Source organism: Kosakonia sp. YIM B13588 (assembly GCF_042788165.1).
GTDB classification, from domain to species: Bacteria; Pseudomonadota; Gammaproteobacteria; order Enterobacterales; family Enterobacteriaceae; genus Kosakonia; species Kosakonia sacchari.
On sequence record NZ_JBHZPO010000015.1, the window covers coordinates 45971 to 64031 of the forward strand.

An 18061-nucleotide genomic window follows, 5' to 3' on the forward strand; every position below is an offset into this window, starting at 1 on the left:
GCGACGAAACGCCCTGTCGCCGGAGGGATTCATAAACGCCTGCGCTGCATCATGCGGCGGGTGATGATCGGCAGCGAAATCACCACAATCAGCATCGCACCGACGATAATCGACATCACAATGCCCGGCACATTGAGCAGGCTCAGGCCAAAGGTCACCAGCCCCATCAGGAAGGCGGCGATAATCACGCCCACCATGCTGCCGGAACCGCCGAGAATATTGACGCCGCCGAGCACCGCCATCGTCACCACTGAAAGCTCCCAACCGAGTGCAATCGTCGGGCGGGTGCTGCCCAAACGTGAGGTCAGCAGCACCGACGCCAGTCCCGCCATCAGCCCTACCAGCGCGAAGAGGATCAGGTTATGGCGTTTCACATTGATGCCGGAATACCACGCGCCGGTCGGGTTATTGCCGATGGCGTACGTGCGGCGGCCAAAGTTGGTTTTGTGCAGCAGGAAAGCAAACAGCAGCGCCAGCACGATGAACAAGGCAAACTCAAACGACAGCGCGCCCCACACGTAACCCTGACCAAACCACGCAAAGCTTTCAGGCCAGGTGTTAAGCGCCTGATCGCCCAGTAGAATGTAGGTAATGCCGCGATACAGGCTCATGGTGCCGATGGTGATGACAATCGAAGAGAGGTTGAAGCGAGTGACCAGAATGCCGTTGAACAATCCGCACAGCAGCCCAACACCCAAACCGACGCACACCAGCAGCGGCGTATCCATACCCGCCTGGGCGCAAAAGCCCATCGCCGTTGAGCTGAGCGCGATGGTGGCGGCGACAGAAAGGTCAATTTCACGGGCAATGATCAGCATCGCCATCGGCAACACGATGATCGCTTTTTCGGTGAAGTTGAAAGTCGCGTCGGAAAGATTCCAGATGTTGAGGAAATAGGGCGATGCGAGGGCGTTTACCACAAACACCGCCAGCGTTACCGCCAGTAAAAAACCTTCCCAGCACAGCAAGCGCTTAAAGAACGGTGTCGCGGCAGGGGTATTTTTCACGGGCTCAGAAGTCAGTATCTTGCTCATGGTTTCACCGCCTGTTTTTGTCGCGCCAGCTCTGCGTCGCGCAGGATCAAGCGGCCTTTGCGTTTGTTACCGCGCTCGTTGAGCAACACCGCAATCACGATCACCGTGCCGGAAATCGCCATCTGCCAGAACGGCGAAACGCCAATCACCGGCAACGCGTTATTGATAACGCCGAGGAACAGCGCGCCGAACAAACAGCCGAGTACGCGCCCGGTGCCGCCCATGGTGCTGATGCCGCCAATCACACAGGCGGCAACCACTTGCAGTTCGAAACCGTTAGCCACGTCGACATAGGCCACGGCAAAACGCGAGATCCACAAATAGCCGCAAAAGCCCGCCAGGGCGCCAGAAAGGCAGAAGCTGACAAACTGCATTTTCCCGGCGTTGATACCGGTGTAATACGCCGCCGTGGCGTTGCCGCCCGCGGTATAGAGCGCTCGCCCGGTGCGGCTGTAACGCAGGAAGTAACCCACCAGCAGCAACACGGCGATAGCGCACCAGCTCAGTACCGGCAAACCCAACACCGAGGCTCGCGGCAGGCCGAGAAAATCTGCGCCCATCTGGTTAGAGTTCACCCAGCCGCCGCCGGAGAGCAAAAAGATAATCCCGCGATAAATGCTCATGGTGCCAAGCGTGACGACAATTGCCGGGATACCCAGTTTCCACACCAGCAGACCATTGATGATACCCATCACCAGCCCGAGCACCGTTGCCAGCAGCAGTAACGACCAGACCGGCACATCCGGGTGATGGAAGTTGATCAACGCGACAATCATGCCGGTCAACGCCAGGTTAGCCGCCATCGACAGGTCGATACCTTTGGTCAGCAGCACCATCATTTGCCCGAGAGCGAGAATGATCAGAATGGCGGTATCGTTGAACATCTCCACCAGGTTGCCGGGACTGATAAACGAAGGGACACGGCTGCCGATAGCCAGCACCAGCAGCACAATCACGCCGCCGAGCAGCGCTTCGCGATGTTTAAGCAGTTGTTGCCACATTATGCTGCCTCCTTCCCGGCACCGCTGGCGGCGCTGACGATGATTTCCGCCGTCGCTTCACCGGCCTGGTACTCGGCGACCATCAGCCCTTCGTGCATGACGATCACCCTATCGGCCATGCCCATCACTTCCGGCAGTTCAGAAGAGACCATAATCACCGCCAGACCGTGCGCCACCAGTTCCGACATAAACTGGTGTACGGCGGCTTTCGAACCGATATCGATACCTTTCGTTGGCTCATCGAGAATGATCACGTCCGGATGGGTGGCGAGCCATTTGCCGATCACCACTTTTTGCTGATTGCCGCCGGAAAGGGTTTCCACAGCCTGTTTCCAGCTAAAGGCTTTCACCTGCAAACGCCGGGCGTACTCATCCGCCAGCACCCACTCTTTGGCCTCGTTGAGTACGCCGTTGCTATTGAGTTTGCTGAGCTGCGGCAGGCTGATGTTCTGGGCAATCGACAGTTCAATAATCGCGCCCTGCTTTTGCCGCTCTTCCGGCACGCAAACAATCCCGGCGTTGATCGCATCCGCAGGCTGGCGGAAATGCACCGTTCGGCCATTAAGGATGATCTCGCCAGAAGAGGGGCGCGACACGCCGGAAAGCGCCTGCATCAGTTCCGTGCGCCCGGCACCCACCAGGCCGTAAAAGCCGAGGATCTCGCCTTTGCGCAGTGAAAAGTTGATATGGGCAAATTCGGTGGGATGGCATAAATCGCGCACTTCCAGCACGGTTTCCCCGAGCGCGCAGGCCACTTTCGGCCAGCTCTGGTTAATGGCGCGCCCGACCATCATCGCCACCATTCGCTCTTCGGTGATGTCATTGATGGCGCCGGAATCGACATACACCCCGTCGCGCAAAATGGTGTAGTGATCCGCCAGCTCAAAAATTTCATCAAACTTGTGCGAGATAAACAGGATCGCTTTGCCTTCCTGCTTCAGGCGTTCAACGATTTGGTAGAACTCCAGGATCTCATGCTGCGAGAGCGCGGCGGTCGGCTCGTCCAGAATCACCACCTGCGCGTCAAACGACAGCGCTCGGGCAATCGCCACCATGTGGCGCTGGGCGATACTCAATGTTTTCAGCGTGGCGCGTGGATCAATTTGCACTTCCAGCCGGGTGAGAATCGCCTGCGCTTGTTGGTGCATGGCGGGCCAGTCGAGTTTTTTCAGTAGCCCTTTATACAAATACTGCCCAACGAAGATGTTCTCGGTGACCGAGAGCTCGTCGAACAGCACCGTTTCCTGGTGAATAGCGGTGATCCCCACTTTATGCGCCGACTCGGGCGTAGGCAGCGAAATCGGGATCGCTTTGTAGAGTATTTCGCCCTCTTCAGGCTGGTAAATACCGGTCATCACTTTGACCAGTGTGGATTTCCCCGCGCCGTTTTCACCGATCAACGCGGTGACTTTGCCGGGCCAGAGATCGAGCTGTACGTTCTCAAGGGCGCGCACACCGGGAAACACTTTGGTGATGCCCTTAAGCGACAGCAGAGGGGTGTATGCCGTCATGATAGTTCTCCAGTTTTTGCCCTCTCCCGTAAAAGAGGGCAGGAAGGGATCAGAAAATCTTCGAGAACTTATCAATGTTGCTGGCATCGTAGACAAACGGCTCAGCCATCGCGCCACTGCCGTCAGCGTCCAGTTTCACTTTGCCGAGTTTGCCCATGCTGGCTTCGTCTTTGGTCGCCGTGCCTTTCACCAGGTCATCCGCTAAATAGGTGGCGGCATAACCAAGGTCGATCGGGTTCCAGATGGCGAAACTTTTGCTCGCGCCGGATTTAATGGCGCCCGCCATTTCAGACGGCAGCCCTAAACCGGTGACATACACTTTGCCAATCTTGCCCTGGTCTTTTACCGCTTGCGCCGCCGCGACAATGCCGACCGACGACGGCGAGACGATCACTTTCAGGTCCGGGTACGATTTCAGCAGGCCGACCGCTTCGCGGTAGCTCTTATCGGAGAGATCGTCGCCGTAAGCGACGGTCACCAGGTTAACCGACGGGTACTTCGGCAGCACCTTTTTCATCTCCGCAATCCAGATGTTCTGGTTGGTGGAGGTGGGCGTGGCGCTAAGGATCGCCACATCGCCTTTTTCAACATTCAGCGCTTTTAGCGCATCGGCGGCCAGTTTGACGTTGGTTTCGCCAATCAGCGCGTTATTGGAAGGGTTGAGGTGGATCTGGCGTCCGGCTTTCGCCACGCCGGAATCCCACGACACCACTTTGATGCCGCGCTGCATCGCTTTTTTCAGCACCGGCACCACGGCATCGGGATCGTTGGCGGAGATGGCGATCGCATCCACCCCCTGGGCGATCAACCCGTTAAGCACTTCGATCTGCGCTTCGGCTGTGGTAGTGGTCGGGCCGGTGTAGATCACTTTGACATCGCCTAGCTCTTTGGCTGCCTCCTGTGCGCCGGTGTTTGCTGCTTCAAAAAAGCCATTACCTAAAGATTTCGCCACGAGGGCGATTTTTACTTCAGCTACAGCGGAACCGGACAACGCCAGAATGGCAACGGTGAGGATTAAGCTTGCTTTTGTTTTCATTGCTTTTACTCCACGAGAGTTAGTGTTTGTAGGGCTTGCAGGTGAGGATTCGCCCCGTCTCAATGAGCGGGGCGCGATGTTGTTATTGGTACAGATCTAATGCGGATTGCAGCGGCGTCACGCCAAAGCGTTTACCCAGCGCAATCAACTCTTGCTGCGTGATGGTCTGTTTCATACCGCCCATCGAATAGATTTTTACCAGCACCTCGGCGGATTTCTCGGCGGTGTCGATCAGGCCAAAGGCTTCGTCGAGCGTCGGCCCGCTGCCGAACACGCCGTGGAAAGGCCACAGCACCAGCGAATGTTTTTGCATGTCTTTGGCGGTTGCCTGGCCGATTTCATCGGTGCCTGGCACCATCCACGGCAGAATGCCAACGCCATCCGGGAACACCACCAGACATTCGGTGCTGCCTTCCCACAGCTTGCGGGTAATCAAATCAGAGGTGTTTTCCAGCACGTAGGTCAGCGCAATCAGGTTGGTGGCGTGGCAGTGCATAATCACGCGGTCTTTCCCGCCGGTGGCCTTGATGCGCTCGCAATGAGACAAGAAGTGCGCCGGGAGCTCTGATGTCGGAACCGCTTCATGCTCCAGCCCCCACAGAATGTGGTAGCCCGCGCCGTCGCTGTCGACTTTCACAACGCCTAAATTTGCAGCCGGATCGAGCTGCACGTTACGGAAAAATTTGCCGGAGCCGGTGACGATAAACGGCGTGTTAGCCAGCAGCGGCATCGGCTGGCTCAGGGCGATATAGCGCGGTTTCTGGTGAAAATCAGCGGCGAACGATGTGATATCGGCCTCATCCAGGCGCAGCGTCAGGTTGCCGCCGTTGCGTTCATCCCAGCCTTTCAGCCAGGCGTCCGAGGTGGCTTTGATCATCCCCTGGACGAACCAGGAATCGGTAATGGTCTGCATAGTCTTTTGTTTCCCGTTTATTGCCCGGTAGCGCTGCGCTTACCGGGCTGATGAATGCGCAGCGATTAGCCACGTTTGCTTAATACGTCTTTCTCATAGGCCCGCACGCTTTCCAGCCACTGGCTACCGGCTGGCGTGTCGTGGCGCTGGCAGTACATTTCCCACACCGCCTGCCACGGCAGGGATTTCTGCTCTTCGAGCAGCGCCAGGCGCGCGGTGTAATCGCCGTCCGCTTCCAGTTTGCGCAGTTGCTCAACCGGTTCGAGCAGCGCGCGCAGCAGCGCTTTTTTCATGTTGCGCGTACCAATCACCCACGCGGCGATGCGGTTGATGGAGGCATCGAAAAAGTCGAGCCCGATGTGGACGCGGTCGAACAGTTTGTGGCGGATGATTTCGCTGGCGATGGCCTGGGTTTCGTCATCCAGCAGCACAACGTGGTCGCTGTCCCAGCGTACCGGGCGGCTGACATGCAGCAGCAGACGTGGCACATAGAGCATGGCGGCAGAGATTTTGTCGGAGATAACCTCCGTTGGATGGAAGTGACCGGCATCGAGACACAGCGCGGTCTGGCGGCTGGTGGCGTAACCCATATAAAACTCGTTGGAGCCGACGGTGTAGCTCTCTGCGCCGATGCCGAATAACTTACTTTCCACGGCGTCGATATGGTGTGCCGGGTTAAGTTTTTCGCTGATCACCTCATCCAACGCAGCCAGCAGACGCTGGCGCGGCGCGAGACGATCAACGGTGACATCTTTCATGCCATCCGGGATCCAGATATTCATCACCGACGGCGTACCCAGTTGTTCGCCAAAGTAAGCGGAAACGCGGCGGCTGGCTTTTACATGGTCAATCCAGAACTGGCGGATTTCGTCATTGGCGTGGGAAAGCGTGAAGCCATCGGCGCTCAGCGGGTGCGAGAAGCAGGACGGGTTGAAGTCCAGCCCCAGATTGTTGACTTTTGCCCACTGCACCCAGTTTTTGAAGTGCTCGGGTTTGATTTCATTCCGCGCGACCGGCGTTTCGGCTTCGTGATAAATCGCATGCAGGTTCAGGCGTTTCGGGCCTGGGATCAGGCTCAGCGCTTGTTCCAGATCGGCGCGCAGTTCCGTGGCGTTGCGCGCTTTGCCCGGATAATTACCGGTAGCCTGAATGCCGCCGGTCAGGCTGCCTTCCGGGTTTTCGAAACCGGCGACATCATCGCCCTGCCAGCAGTGCATGGAAACCGGCAGCCTGTCGAGCTGGCGCAGCGCCTCCTCGACATCAATCCCCACAGCGGCGAAACGCTGTTTAGCAATGTCCCAGGCTTGTTCAAGTTGAGTGGTCATGCGCAAAGCTCCTTTGTCTGTCGTTTTTGTTGAAAGCGCGCGACGTAGCGGGCGATTTCATTATCAGGATTAGGGGTAAACGTAATCAGTGAATGGTTAGCCGTGACCAGCTGGCGAAAATCATCGACGTTGCTTAGCTCATCCAGCGTCATCAGTTGCACGCCAATATTGCCCAGCGTCGAGGCTTCCACCGGCCCGGCGACCACTGGCAGCCCGCAGGCATCGGCGCAGAGCTGGTTCAGTAACTGGTTCTGGCAGCCGCCGCCGACGATATGCAGGCGGGTAAACGGCTTGCCACGCAGGAAAGCCAGTTCGCTCAGCACATCGGCATACAGCAGCGCGAGGCTATCGAAGATGCAGCGCGCCAGTTCGGCGGCATTTTGCGGTACGGGTTGACCCGCTTCGCGGCAGGCGGCCTGGATTTCGGTGCTCATGTTGTCCGGGTTGATAAAGCGATCCGCGTTCGGGTTAATCACGCAGCGGCAGATTGGGCGCTGCTCGGTAAGCGCGATCAATGCCGGCAAATCGGTGATGTTTTGCTCTTTCAGCACGCGTTGCAGCAGCCACAACCCCATGATGTTTTTCAGCACCCGGTAACGGCCTTCGGCACCGCCTTCGTTGGTGATATTGGCGGCGAGCGCCTCATCGCTGGTGTGGGGGGTTTTGCTCTCAAAGCCCATCAGTGACCAGGTGCCGGAAGAGAGATACGCCGCGTCGGGATTTTCCAGCGGTGCGGCGATAACTGCGCTGGCAGTATCGTGGCTGGCGACGGCGACGACCGGAATGGCATTACCCTGCGGGCAGATCCAGTGGCCGATCACGTTGCCAGGATGGGTTGGCGTGCCAAACCAGCGAGCCGGAACGCCTGCCCAGTTCAGCAGTGATTCATCCCAGTTATCGGTGTTGATATTCACCAGTTGGGTGGTGGTGGCGTTGGTATATTCCCAGTTGAGATTGCCGGTCAGGCGGTAGCTGAAGTAATCCGGGATCAGCAGCGCGTGATCGGCCTGTTCCAGCAGGTGCGGTTGCTGTTCTGCCAGCGCGCGTAGCTGGTACAGGGTGTTGAAGGGTAAAAACTGAATACCGCTGCGGCGATAGATATCGGCTTTACCGGGGTTTTGCATCGCGCGGAGCATCACGCCATCGGTGCGATTATCGCGGTAGGCAATCGGCAGCCCGACGCGCTGGCCTTCGCGATTGATCAGGATGTAATCGACGCCCCAGGTATCAATGCCGATGCTGTCTGGCTGTATACCTTCGGCGCAAACCTTGTTCAGGCCGAGGCGGATTTCGGTTTCCAGGCCGTCGATATCCCAGCAATCAAAGCCGTCCACTTTTTGCAGACAGTTTATAAAACGGTGGATTTCGCGAAGCGAAAGCGTGCGGTTCTGGCGGTCATAGCGCGCCAGCATGACGCGTCCGCTGGAGGCGCCTAAATCAACCGCAACACAATGGCGAAAAGTCATGATCGGGTCCTTCTTAGAGTCATTGTGGACAGTCTAAAAAGGGTGGGACAGTCGTACCTTCTTGCTACTGACAGTGGCGATTTCGCGCTGGCAAGAAAGCAAAGGTGAACGTGAGAGAGTTCACAGTTTCCAGTAATCGCGAGGTTTTCGGCCATTGTGACCCTCACCACATTTCCCGATCTTTCCGACCGTTTCTTGAAAAAACGGCAGGCTATGCGCAAATCGGTGTCGAAAATTTAAGGTGAGGTCGAAAACCCTTAATTACTATTTTGAGAACATTTCTCAAGACCGGGGCCATCATGACCGTATTGCATAGCGTGGATTTTTTTCCGTCAGGTAAATCACCCGTTGCCATTGAACCGCGATTGCCCCAGGCCGCGTTTCCGGAACATCATCATGATTTTCATGAAATTGTGATTGTTGAGCATGGAACGGGGATTCATGTGTTTAATGGTCAGCCTTATACCATCAGCGGCGGCACGGTCTGTTTTGTGCGCGATCATGATCGCCATTTGTATGAACATACCGATAATCTCTGTTTGACCAATGTGCTGTACCGCTCGCCGGATGCGTTCCAGTTCCTTGCCGGGCTGAACCAGTTGCTGCCGCAGGAGCAGGACGGACATTACCCGTCGCACTGGCGGGTAAGCCAGCACACGCTCGGGCAGGTGCGCGGCATCATTAGCCAGATGGAAGAGATGGGCAGTGAAGCGGCAACGCACGACATTGCCAACCGCGAGATACTGTTTATGCAGTTGCTGGTGTTATTGCGTAAAAGCAGCCAGCAGGAAGATGCGGGCAACAGCGATGCGCGGCTAAACCAACTGATGCTGTGGCTGGAAGATCACTTCGCGGAAGATATTTGCTGGGAGTCGCTGGCGGAACAGTTCAGCTTGTCGTTGCGCACGCTGCATCGCCAGCTTAAACAGTCCACCGGCATGACGCCGCAGCGCTATTTAAACCGCCTGCGGTTGATTAAAGCGCGTCATATGCTGCGCCACAGCGACGAGAGCGTTACCGATATCGCCTTTCGCTGCGGTTTCGGCGACAGTAACCACTTTTCGACGCTATTTCGCCGCGAGTTTGACTGGTCGCCGCGCGATATCCGCCAGGGGCGCGACACGCTGCTTCAGTAACGAGAAGGCTATCACCGATTTTTTGCCGGGCTTCCGTTAATAATGTCAGGTTGTTCACGGCAGAGGTGGCGTTGTGGCTGGTCAGTTAATTCTTCGTAAAGCAGACTTTTTCCCGCGCGCCGGACAGGCGGTCGCGGTGGCCGATCGCTACCCGCAAAATGTCTTTGCCGAACATACCCATGAGTTTTGCGAACTGGTAATGGTGTGGCGCGGCAATGGCTTGCACGTGCTCAATGACCGTCCTTACCGCATTACGCGCGGCGATCTGTTTTATATCCGCGCCGAAGATTGCCACTCTTACGCCTCGGTTAATGACCTGGTGTTGCAGAACATTATCTATTGTCCGGACCGGCTGACGCTGAATCTCGACTGGGCCGCGCATATTCCGGGGCTTAACGGCGCACCGTCCAACCCGCACTGGCGCATTGGCAGCAGCGGAATGGCGCAGGCGCGGCAGGTGATTACGCAACTGGAACATGAGAGCGCGAAGGACGATCCGCTGGCCAATTTGATGGCGGAAACCCTGTTTGCCCAACTGGTGATGACCCTAAAACGCCACCGTTTTGCCACCGATAACCTTGCCGCGACCCACAGCGAAACGCTGCTGGATAAGCTAATCACCGCGCTTTCCGGCAGCCTGAATCGTAGCTTTGTGCTGGAGCGTTTTTGTGAACAGGAACAGTGCAGCGAGCGGGCGCTGCGCCAGCAGTTTCGTACTCAAACCGGGATGACCATCAACCACTATTTGCGCCAGTTGCGCATTTGCCACGCACAATTTTTGTTGCAGCATTCCGAGCAGATGATCAGCGAAATCGCCATGCAGTGCGGGTTTGAGGACAGTAACTACTTTTCGGTGGTATTTAGCCGCGAGGTAGGGATGACGCCAGGTCAGTGGCGTCATCGTAGCCGGGTTGCTGCCTGATTAGCTCGCCATGCCGAGGCCGACGATATTGGCCGCGACAATGATTACCACACAACCGAGACTCAGCACACTTACCGGTTGGCGTCCGGCATTCTTCCACTCTTTGAGCACCAGCCCAACCAGCCCGCCGCACAGCACATAGAAGCTCATATGCAGCATCCAGCTGATGTAGTCATATTGCCCCGGAATACGCGCATGGCCCCAGGCGTAGAAGAAGAATTGCAGATACCACATTAGTCCACCCAGCGCAGAAAGCAGGATATTGCTGATGATCAGCCCTTTTGCCAGCGAGAAGTCGGCTTTTACCGACAAATCTTTCACTTTTGCCAGGCGGATAAAGCAGAAGCTCAGGTTGACCAGCGCACCGCCGCCCATAATCACTACATAGCTTGGCAACGCGGTATAGAGCGGATCGATACCCAGCGCAGCAGCGGCTTCGTGCATTGGTTTGGCGGCGTTCATCGCAAAGGACATCCCGGCAGAGAACACGCCGCACATCACCGCCAGCGCTAACCCTTTTCTCAGGTTGAACTCTTCGGCTTTGATGCCCATTTTGCGCTCTTTCAACTGACCGGCACGGGTGACAATGCCAACGCCAATCAGCGCTACCAGCACACCCAGCAGTGTCATCCGACCGCCTTCGGTGTTGATCAGCACGTCGAAGTGACCGTTGAGGATCGGCGTCATCAACGTACCGACAATCAGCGTAATGCCAATGGCAATACCAATGCCCATCGACATGCCTAAGTAGCGCATGGTCAGGCCATAGTTGATGTTACCGATGCCCCACATTGCGCCGAAAAGAAACACCGGCAGCAGAGTTGAGGCGCTAAACGAACTGAAATAAGCCCAAAAATCAGGCAATAACAGCGCGCTGATAGTCCAGGGAAGAATCAACCAGGAGACGATGCCGCCGATTGACCACATGGTTTCCCAGGACCAATTTCTTACCTTTTTAAACGGGGCATAGAAACAGGCTGCACTGGCTGCACCTATCAAATGCCAAAAAATACCCATCGTAATCGCGTTACTCATTTCACAATCCTCTTTGTTTTTATCGCCGGGATACGAGCAGCCGACCTGATGAGTGTAAAAATCGGTCAGAAGATTAACCTTGAGGCGTTTGCCGCGTTGCGTTGCAGGCTGGCAATGAGCACGTGATGAGGGTGAGCGGCTTCACAATTTCAATAACATAACCAAAAGTTATAACCTTATAAAAACTACGGCATTGATAAACATTTTCAATATCATTTAATTAACTATAATGAACCAACTGCTTACGCGGCGTTAACACAATAGCCGCTTACCCTTAATGGAGATGAATATGAGCTATACACTGCCCGCTCTGCCGTATGCATACGATGCCCTCGAACCGCATTTCGACAAGCAGACGATGGAAATCCATCACACTAAACATCACCAGACCTATGTGAACAACGCTAACGCCGCGCTGGAAAGCCTGCCGGAGTTCGCCAGCCTGCCGGTTGAAGAGCTGATCACCAAACTGGACCAGCTGCCAGCAGACAAAAAAACCGTACTGCGTAACAACGCAGGCGGCCACGCTAACCACAGCCTGTTCTGGAAAGGCCTGAAAAAAGGCACCACCCTGCAGGGCGATCTGAAAGCCGCTATCGAGCGTGATTTCGGTTCCGTGGACAATTTCAAAGCTGAATTCGAAAAAGCAGCGGCGACTCGCTTTGGCTCCGGCTGGGCATGGCTGGTGCTGAAAGGCGACAAACTGGCTGTGGTTTCTACCGCTAACCAGGATTCCCCGCTGATGGGTGAAGCGATCTCTGGCGCGTCTGGCTTCCCGATCGTGGGTCTGGATGTGTGGGAACACGCTTACTACCTGAAATTCCAGAACCGCCGCCCGGACTACATCAAAGAGTTCTGGAACGTGGTGAACTGGGACGAAGCTGCTGCGCGTTTCGCTGCGAAAAAATAAGCCGCTTTCGTCACGCATTAGCGCGTGAGTCGAAACCCCGCCAGGCGTTGCCAGCGGGGTTTTTTTATTCTTTTTGTCCGCCACAAAACAAAAGGAACGATGATCCTAAAATAATGAAATAATGTTTTGTTATGGTTGTTTGATCACTTTTCTCGCCTAAATCCGGGTCTACCCTCTCTTCATCCGCGCGGCTGTTGTTCCCTTCAACCGGAGTGCCTGCGCCATAAAAATCGAACGGTTTTTACAGGTGAAGATATGCAAATCAAGCGTGCAATAGAAAAAATCCCTGGCGGGATGATGCTGGTTCCATTGTTCATCGGTGCCTTGTGCCACACTTTTGCGCCCGGCGCAGGGAAATACTTCGGTTCATTCACCAACGGCATGATTACCGGCACGGTGCCTATTCTGGCGGTGTGGTTTTTTTGCATGGGTGCGTCGATCAAACTGAGCGCGACCGGTACGGTGCTGCGTAAATCCGGCACGCTGGTGGTGACGAAAATCGTGGTTGCCTGGGTCGTGGCGGCTATCGCTTCGCGGTTGATTCCCGAACATGGCGTGGAAGCGGGTTTTTTTGCCGGTTTATCGACGCTGGCGCTGGTGGCATCGATGGATATGACCAACGGCGGGTTGTATGCCTCCATCATGCAGCAGTACGGCACCAAAGAAGAGGCCGGGGCATTTGTGCTGATGTCGCTGGAATCCGGTCCATTGATGACGATGATTATTCTCGGCACTGCCGGCATCGCCTCTTTTGAACCGCATGTGTTTGTCGGTGCGGTGCTGCCATTCCTCGTGGGGTTCGCGCTGGGTAATCTCGACCCGGAATTGCGCGAGTTCTTCAGCAAGGCGGTGCAAACACTGATTCCGTTCTTCGCCTTCGCGCTGGGCAACACCATCGATTTAAGTGTGATAGCACAAACCGGGCTGCTGGGGATTTTGCTGGGCGTCGCGGTGATTGTGATTACCGGGATCCCGCTGATTATTGCCGATAAACTGATTGGCGGCGGTGACGGCACAGCGGGCCTGGCAGCCTCCAGTTCGGCTGGTGCTGCGGTGGCAACGCCGGTGCTGATTGCTGAAATGGTGCCGGATTTCAAAGCGATGGCGCCAGCGGCGACCGCGCTGGTGGCGACATCGGTGATCGTTACCTCGATCCTGGTGCCGATTCTGACTTCCGTCTGGTCACGAAAAGTGAAAGGGGCGGAAGCGGAAATGTCGATACGAAACACCGTGAAATAACAAAATGAGGCCGACCTTTACAGGTCGGCTTTTGCATTAGCTGATAGCAAAAACGGTGTCGATAATGTTGCACTGATCTTCATTGAGGGCGCCGCCGAAGTTACGGGCGACGGGTGTGCAATAACCAAATTTACGTGAGACGACGGTTTTGATGGTGGTAACAAAATCATCGCCGATGCTGTAGATGGACATAAATTTGCCGATCTCTTGCTGTACCTGATGCAGCGTTGCCAAATCACCTTGCCGCCACGCTTCCCGTGCTTTAACGAACAGCTCCGGCATCACGTTGTTTAAGCCCGAAATCACGCCAGCGCCGCCCGCCAGCAGATTGGGAATGAAGTATTCGTCGTAACCGCATAGCACTGCGAAATCATCGCGCACGTTCTTCGTTGCCAGAATCATATTGCGGGTGTGCGACTGGCAATCCACAGTGTCTTTAATGCCGACAAAATCGGGGAATTCGGCGGCCAGCGTTGCTACCAATTCGGGCGTTACATCGCAACCGGTTCGCGCCGGGAAGTTATAGGCAAACCATTTGCCGCTGATCGCTTTGCCCAGCGCGCGAAAGTAGCTTAAAAGCTGGTTGCTGGTTTGCCCGTAGTAATAAGGCGGCAGCACCATCACCGCTTCATAGCCGGTGCGGTAGGCTTCATCGGCCATCCACAGGATGTCGTTAAAACAGGTGGAAGAGACATTAGCCACCATCGAAATGGGCGACATGCCGCGCGCTTCACGAATCAACATTATTCGTTCATCCAGTGTGAAAGAGGCGAACTCGCCGATACTGCCCATCAGCAATACCACGTCTATTTTCGCCGCCGTCAGGCGGGTAATATGCTGCTTTAATCCATTGAGATCGATGTTGCCTTCACTGTCCATCGGCGTGATGGAAGGACACCAGACGCCGGAAAAGGGGATTGTTTGCGTCACGTCACTGCCTCCTCGATTAATGAAATCATGTTTCAAAAGCGTAAGGTAAGTGATAGCACGGCACCGCAGCGCGCACGTGCACGAATGTCTCATTTTTGCAGGTTTGGTCTGCGAACAATTGTGGTGTAATAACGTGATGAACGAAGCCTGTTGGAGGGAATATGCAACATCCGGTTGACGTGTTTGTAGGAAAAATAAGGGATTATCAGGGCAGCCGACCGAGCGCCATCGCAAAATTGCAGGTTGAAGGCGAACTCATGCTCACTGAAACCGGCATTGCCGGGGACGAGCAGGCGGAAAAAAGTTACCACGGCGGAACAGATCGCGCGTTGTGTCACTACCCGCGAGAACACTATGCGCACTGGGCGCAGATGTTTCCGCAGCAGGCGGCGTTGTTTTGCGCGCCCGCATTTGGCGAGAATCTTTCCACCAGCGGTCTGACAGAAAAAAATGTCTTTATCGGCGATATCTTTCGCTGGGGCGACGCGCTGATTCAGGTGACGCAGCCGCGTTCGCCCTGTTTCAAACTCAATTTCCACTTTGGCATCAGCGACATGTCAGCGCAGATGCAGTCCAGCGGCCGCATTGGCTGGCTTTATCGGGTGATTGCGGGTGGCAATGTGTCGGCGCAAGCGCCGCTGGAACTAGTTTCACGCGTGAGCGATGTCAGCGTCTATGACGCGGCGGCGATAGCCTGGTTTCAGCCGTTTGACGACGAGCAATATCATCGACTGCTGGCGGCTGCAGGGTTGTCGGCGAGCTGGACGCGTACGATGCAAAAGCGGCGTTTGAGCGGCAAGATTGAAGATAATTCACGCAGGTTGTTGGGAAAATAAAACGCCCCCTCCGGTGAGCGGAGAGGGCGAGTTATCAAGCGCGTTTATATAACGGCAGCCATATCGTCAGGCGCAAACCGCCGAGTGGGCTGTCGTCTGCTTTTACCCAACCTCGATGCTGCTGGATCGCGGTTTCGACAATCGCCAGGCCAAGGCCTGTGCCGCCGGACTCGCGATCGCGCGCTTCGTCGGTACGGTAGAAAGGGCGGAAAATCTGTTCCCTGTCTTCCGCGCTGACGCCGGGGCCGTCATCGTCCACGTTAATGGTGATGCCGTCTTTATCCACCGCGAAACTGACTTCGATTTTGCTGTGCGAGTAGCGCAGCGCGTTGCGCACAATGTTTTCAACCGCGCTTTCCAGCGCGCTGGGGTTACCGTACAGCGGCCACGGGCCCGGCGGGAAATTGATGGTCAGGGATTTGCCCATCTGCTCCGCTTCAAACGCCGCGTTATCCAGCACCTCATTCCACATCTGATTGGCTTTCACCGTTTCGCTGACCAGCGCGTTTTTCTGCTGATTGCGCGACATCACCAGCAGATCGTTGATCATGCTGTCCAGCCGCTGTGCTTCAGTTTCAATGCGTTCCAGCTCTTTGCTTTCGCCGCTGCGGCGACGCAGCAGGGCGGTGCCGAGCTGTAAGCGTGTGAGCGGTGTACGCAGTTCGTGCGAGATATCGGAAAGCAGTCGCTGCTGTGCGGTCATCATGCGTTCGAGCGCCGTCACCATCTGGTTGAAACTCGCTCCGGCGGCCAGAAACTCCTGCGGCCCGGATTCCAGTTCCGGATGCTGCCGCAAGTTGCCTTGCGCCACTTCATCCGCCGCATTTTTCAGCTTCCGCGCCGGTTTCGCCAGGCTCCACGCCAGCCACAACAGCAGCGGCGAGCTGATCAGCATGGTGACAATCAGCAGCAATAACGGGCGGTCAAACAACAGGTTGATAAAGTCAGATTGCGAACTGCTGGCGGGACGAATCAGATAGAGTTGGTAGTTATCTTCCCCGTCGCGAACGGAGAAGGGCCCTACCATTTCGACCCGGCCATATTTCTTCTTCTGCGGATGGTCGGAGTTGTCCGCCTGGCCGATGAAGTTACGGATGATCTGCATCTCGTTGCGTTCGGCACCAATGACGCGCCCTTCGCTGGTCACCAGCAGCAGACGTTGACCCGGCGGCGCCCATTTGTCGATGGCGCGGAAAAGCCTGCGCCACCACATCAGATCGTTCGGCGGGTCGTTCGACAGTTCCGCTTCAACATGCTGTTCAATCATCACGCCCTGACGCTGCTCGCTGTCCAGCAGCTCCGTCATCTGACGGGAGTCCAGCTTTGGCACCATCAAAACCAGCATCAATACCAGCGCCAGCGTTAACCAGAAAATGGCAAAGATGCGGGCGGTCAAACTTCCTATCATGAAGCGGACACCATCAGATAACCGCGGCCACGCAGGGTTTTAAACCACGGATGCCCATCTTTACGCTCCGGCAGTTTGCGGCGCAGATTGGAAATGTGCATATCAATAGCGCGGTCGAACGGCGTTAAACGTTTACCCAGCACTTCCTGGCTCAGATGTTCACGTGATACCACCTGGCCTAAATGTTGCGCCAGCAAGTAAAGCAGCGTGAATTCGGTGCCGGTTAGTTCCAGCGCCTGGCCTGCAAAGCTGGCTTCCTGACGACCCGGATTAAGACTCAGCGCGTCCACTTCAAGCGTGGGTGAGCCGTTATCATTGTTTTGCTGCTGCTCGCTCCAGTGCGAGCGGCGCAAGATTGCGCGAATACGCGCGACTAATTCACGATCGTTAAACGGTTTTGGCAGATAGTCATCCGCGCCCAGCTCAAGGCCGAGAACGCGATCGAGTTCGCTGCCGCGGGCGGTCAGCATAATGACCGGTGTCTGGTGTGTCTGGCGTAGCTCTTTAAGTGTGTCGATACCGTTTTTCTTCGGCATCATGACATCAAGCAAAAGCAGGTCGATGCTGTCGTCGAGGAGGTCGAGCGCCTGCTCCCCGTCATGGGCAACGAGCACGTTGAAACCTTCCATGTCGAGTAGCTCCTTTAACAAGGAAGTAAGCTCTCGGTCATCATCTACTAAAAGGATTTTATTCATTGTTTAAATACCTCCGAGGCAGAAATTACGTCATCAAGACTCGCTAATCCATGACTTTACGTTGTTTTACACCCCCTGACGCATGTTTGCAGCCTGAATCGTAGACTGATTATCGTTGAATCGTGAGACGAAAAGGTTACTGGAGTAAATGATGCGCATCGTTACCGCTGCCGTCATGGCCTCAACGCTGGCGTTTAGCACCGTTAGCCAGGCTGCTGGCGTCGTAACAGGCGATAACTGGCACCCGATTGATGGGTTTGCACAGCGCAGTGTTCAGAGCCATATGTTCGACGGTATTAATTTAACCGAACATCAGCGTCAGCAGATGCGGGATTTAATGAGACAGGCGCGGCACGATCAGCCTCCTGTAAATGTTAGCGAAATGGAGACAATGCATCGCCTTGTCACCGCAGAAAATTTTGATGAAAACGCTGTGCGCGCTCAGGCAGAAAAGATGGCGCAGGAGCAAGTCGCTCGTCAGGTTGAAATGGCGAAAGTCCGCAACCAGATGTACAACCTGCTTACGCCGGAGCAGCAAGCGGTTTTAAACCAGAAACACCAGCAACGGATGACGCAACTGCGCGAAATCGCACAGATGCAACAAAGTTCTTCGTCGACAGTTTTAAGTAGCAGTAGTACCCGGCATTACCAGTAACAAACCCTG

General features: G+C 55.6%; 17 protein-coding genes. 6 read left to right on the plus strand and 11 right to left on the minus strand.

What is annotated here, in order from left to right:
* Positions 1 to 29: 29 nt before the first annotated feature.
* The 7 genes from ACFX4U_RS20790 to rhaB form a co-directional block, all read right to left on the minus strand.
* A complete protein-coding gene (locus tag ACFX4U_RS20790) occupies positions 30 to 1034 on the minus strand; it encodes an ABC transporter permease (protein ID WP_305737496.1) in 1005 nt (334 codons plus the stop codon).
* Positions 1031 to 2035, minus strand: a complete 1005-nt coding sequence (locus tag ACFX4U_RS20795) for an ABC transporter permease (protein ID WP_313508305.1) — start codon at positions 2033 to 2035, stop codon at positions 1031 to 1033. The genes ACFX4U_RS20790 and ACFX4U_RS20795 overlap by 4 nt, the downstream gene beginning before the upstream one ends.
* Positions 2035 to 3546 (minus strand): sugar ABC transporter ATP-binding protein, encoded by a 1512-nt coding sequence (locus ACFX4U_RS20800; protein WP_313508306.1) that lies wholly within the window; start codon positions 3544 to 3546, stop codon positions 2035 to 2037. The genes ACFX4U_RS20795 and ACFX4U_RS20800 overlap by 1 nt, the downstream gene beginning before the upstream one ends.
* A gap of 49 nt (positions 3547 to 3595) precedes the next feature.
* Positions 3596 to 4582, minus strand: a complete 987-nt coding sequence (rhaS, locus tag ACFX4U_RS20805; protein WP_305737493.1) for a rhamnose ABC transporter substrate-binding protein — start codon at positions 4580 to 4582, stop codon at positions 3596 to 3598.
* 82 nt (positions 4583 to 4664) lie between these two features.
* Complete coding sequence (gene rhaD, locus ACFX4U_RS20810; protein WP_249880369.1) at positions 4665 to 5495, minus strand: rhamnulose-1-phosphate aldolase; 831 nt, start codon at positions 5493 to 5495, stop codon at positions 4665 to 4667.
* A gap of 65 nt (positions 5496 to 5560) precedes the next feature.
* Positions 5561 to 6820 carry an L-rhamnose isomerase gene (gene rhaA / locus ACFX4U_RS20815; protein WP_313508307.1) on the minus strand — a complete coding sequence of 420 codons (1260 nt, stop codon included), beginning with the start codon at positions 6818 to 6820 and terminating at the stop codon, positions 5561 to 5563.
* Positions 6817 to 8286 (minus strand): rhamnulokinase, encoded by a 1470-nt coding sequence (gene rhaB / locus ACFX4U_RS20820; protein WP_313508308.1) that lies wholly within the window; start codon positions 8284 to 8286, stop codon positions 6817 to 6819. The genes rhaA and rhaB overlap by 4 nt, the downstream gene beginning before the upstream one ends.
* A gap of 299 nt (positions 8287 to 8585) precedes the next feature.
* Here rhaB and rhaS (ACFX4U_RS20825) point away from each other — a divergent pair, with 299 nt between their 5' ends.
* Both rhaS (ACFX4U_RS20825) and rhaR read left to right on the plus strand, forming a co-directional pair.
* Positions 8586 to 9422, plus strand: coding sequence for an HTH-type transcriptional activator RhaS (gene rhaS, locus ACFX4U_RS20825; protein WP_305737490.1), 837 nt, complete (start codon positions 8586 to 8588; stop codon positions 9420 to 9422).
* Positions 9423 to 9495: 73 nt separating this feature from the next.
* Positions 9496 to 10344 (plus strand): HTH-type transcriptional activator RhaR, encoded by an 849-nt coding sequence (rhaR, locus tag ACFX4U_RS20830; protein WP_065369760.1) that lies wholly within the window; start codon positions 9496 to 9498, stop codon positions 10342 to 10344.
* Here the strand turns inward: rhaR and rhaT are convergent, their stop codons facing one another.
* Positions 10345 to 11379 (minus strand): L-rhamnose/proton symporter RhaT, encoded by a 1035-nt coding sequence (rhaT, locus tag ACFX4U_RS20835; RefSeq protein WP_305737489.1) that lies wholly within the window; start codon positions 11377 to 11379, stop codon positions 10345 to 10347. It lies immediately after the preceding gene.
* Between the two features lie 289 nt (positions 11380 to 11668).
* Here rhaT and sodA point away from each other — a divergent pair, with 289 nt between their 5' ends.
* Entirely contained in the window at positions 11669 to 12289 is a 621-nt protein-coding gene (gene sodA, locus ACFX4U_RS20840; protein WP_017459659.1) for a superoxide dismutase [Mn], read from the plus strand.
* Positions 12290 to 12544: 255 nt separating this feature from the next.
* A complete protein-coding gene (gene kdgT / locus ACFX4U_RS20845; protein WP_131412905.1) occupies positions 12545 to 13528 on the plus strand; it encodes a 2-keto-3-deoxygluconate transporter in 984 nt (327 codons plus the stop codon).
* Positions 13529 to 13564: 36 nt separating this feature from the next.
* Here kdgT and ACFX4U_RS20850 read toward each other — a convergent pair whose 3' ends face one another.
* A complete protein-coding gene (locus ACFX4U_RS20850) occupies positions 13565 to 14458 on the minus strand; it encodes a dihydrodipicolinate synthase family protein (protein ID WP_313508309.1) in 894 nt (297 codons plus the stop codon).
* Between the two features lie 161 nt (positions 14459 to 14619).
* On the opposite strand from ACFX4U_RS20850, the gene yiiM reads away from it, so the two are divergent.
* On the plus strand, positions 14620 to 15294 hold the full coding sequence (gene yiiM, locus ACFX4U_RS20855; RefSeq protein WP_313508310.1) for a 6-hydroxyaminopurine reductase: 675 nt from the start codon (positions 14620 to 14622) through the stop codon (positions 15292 to 15294).
* A 34-nt stretch (positions 15295 to 15328) separates the two neighbouring features.
* Here the strand turns inward: yiiM and cpxA are convergent, their stop codons facing one another.
* Complete coding sequence (gene cpxA, locus ACFX4U_RS20860) at positions 15329 to 16702, minus strand: envelope stress sensor histidine kinase CpxA (protein ID WP_200553175.1); 1374 nt, start codon at positions 16700 to 16702, stop codon at positions 15329 to 15331.
* Positions 16699 to 17397 (minus strand): envelope stress response regulator transcription factor CpxR, encoded by a 699-nt coding sequence (gene cpxR, locus ACFX4U_RS20865; protein ID WP_305737486.1) that lies wholly within the window; start codon positions 17395 to 17397, stop codon positions 16699 to 16701. The genes cpxA and cpxR overlap by 4 nt, the downstream gene beginning before the upstream one ends.
* 151 nt (positions 17398 to 17548) lie before the next feature.
* On the opposite strand from cpxR, the gene cpxP reads away from it, so the two are divergent.
* Positions 17549 to 18052 (plus strand): cell-envelope stress modulator CpxP, encoded by a 504-nt coding sequence (cpxP, locus tag ACFX4U_RS20870; protein WP_313508319.1) that lies wholly within the window; start codon positions 17549 to 17551, stop codon positions 18050 to 18052.
* Positions 18053 to 18061: the final 9 nt, after the last annotated feature.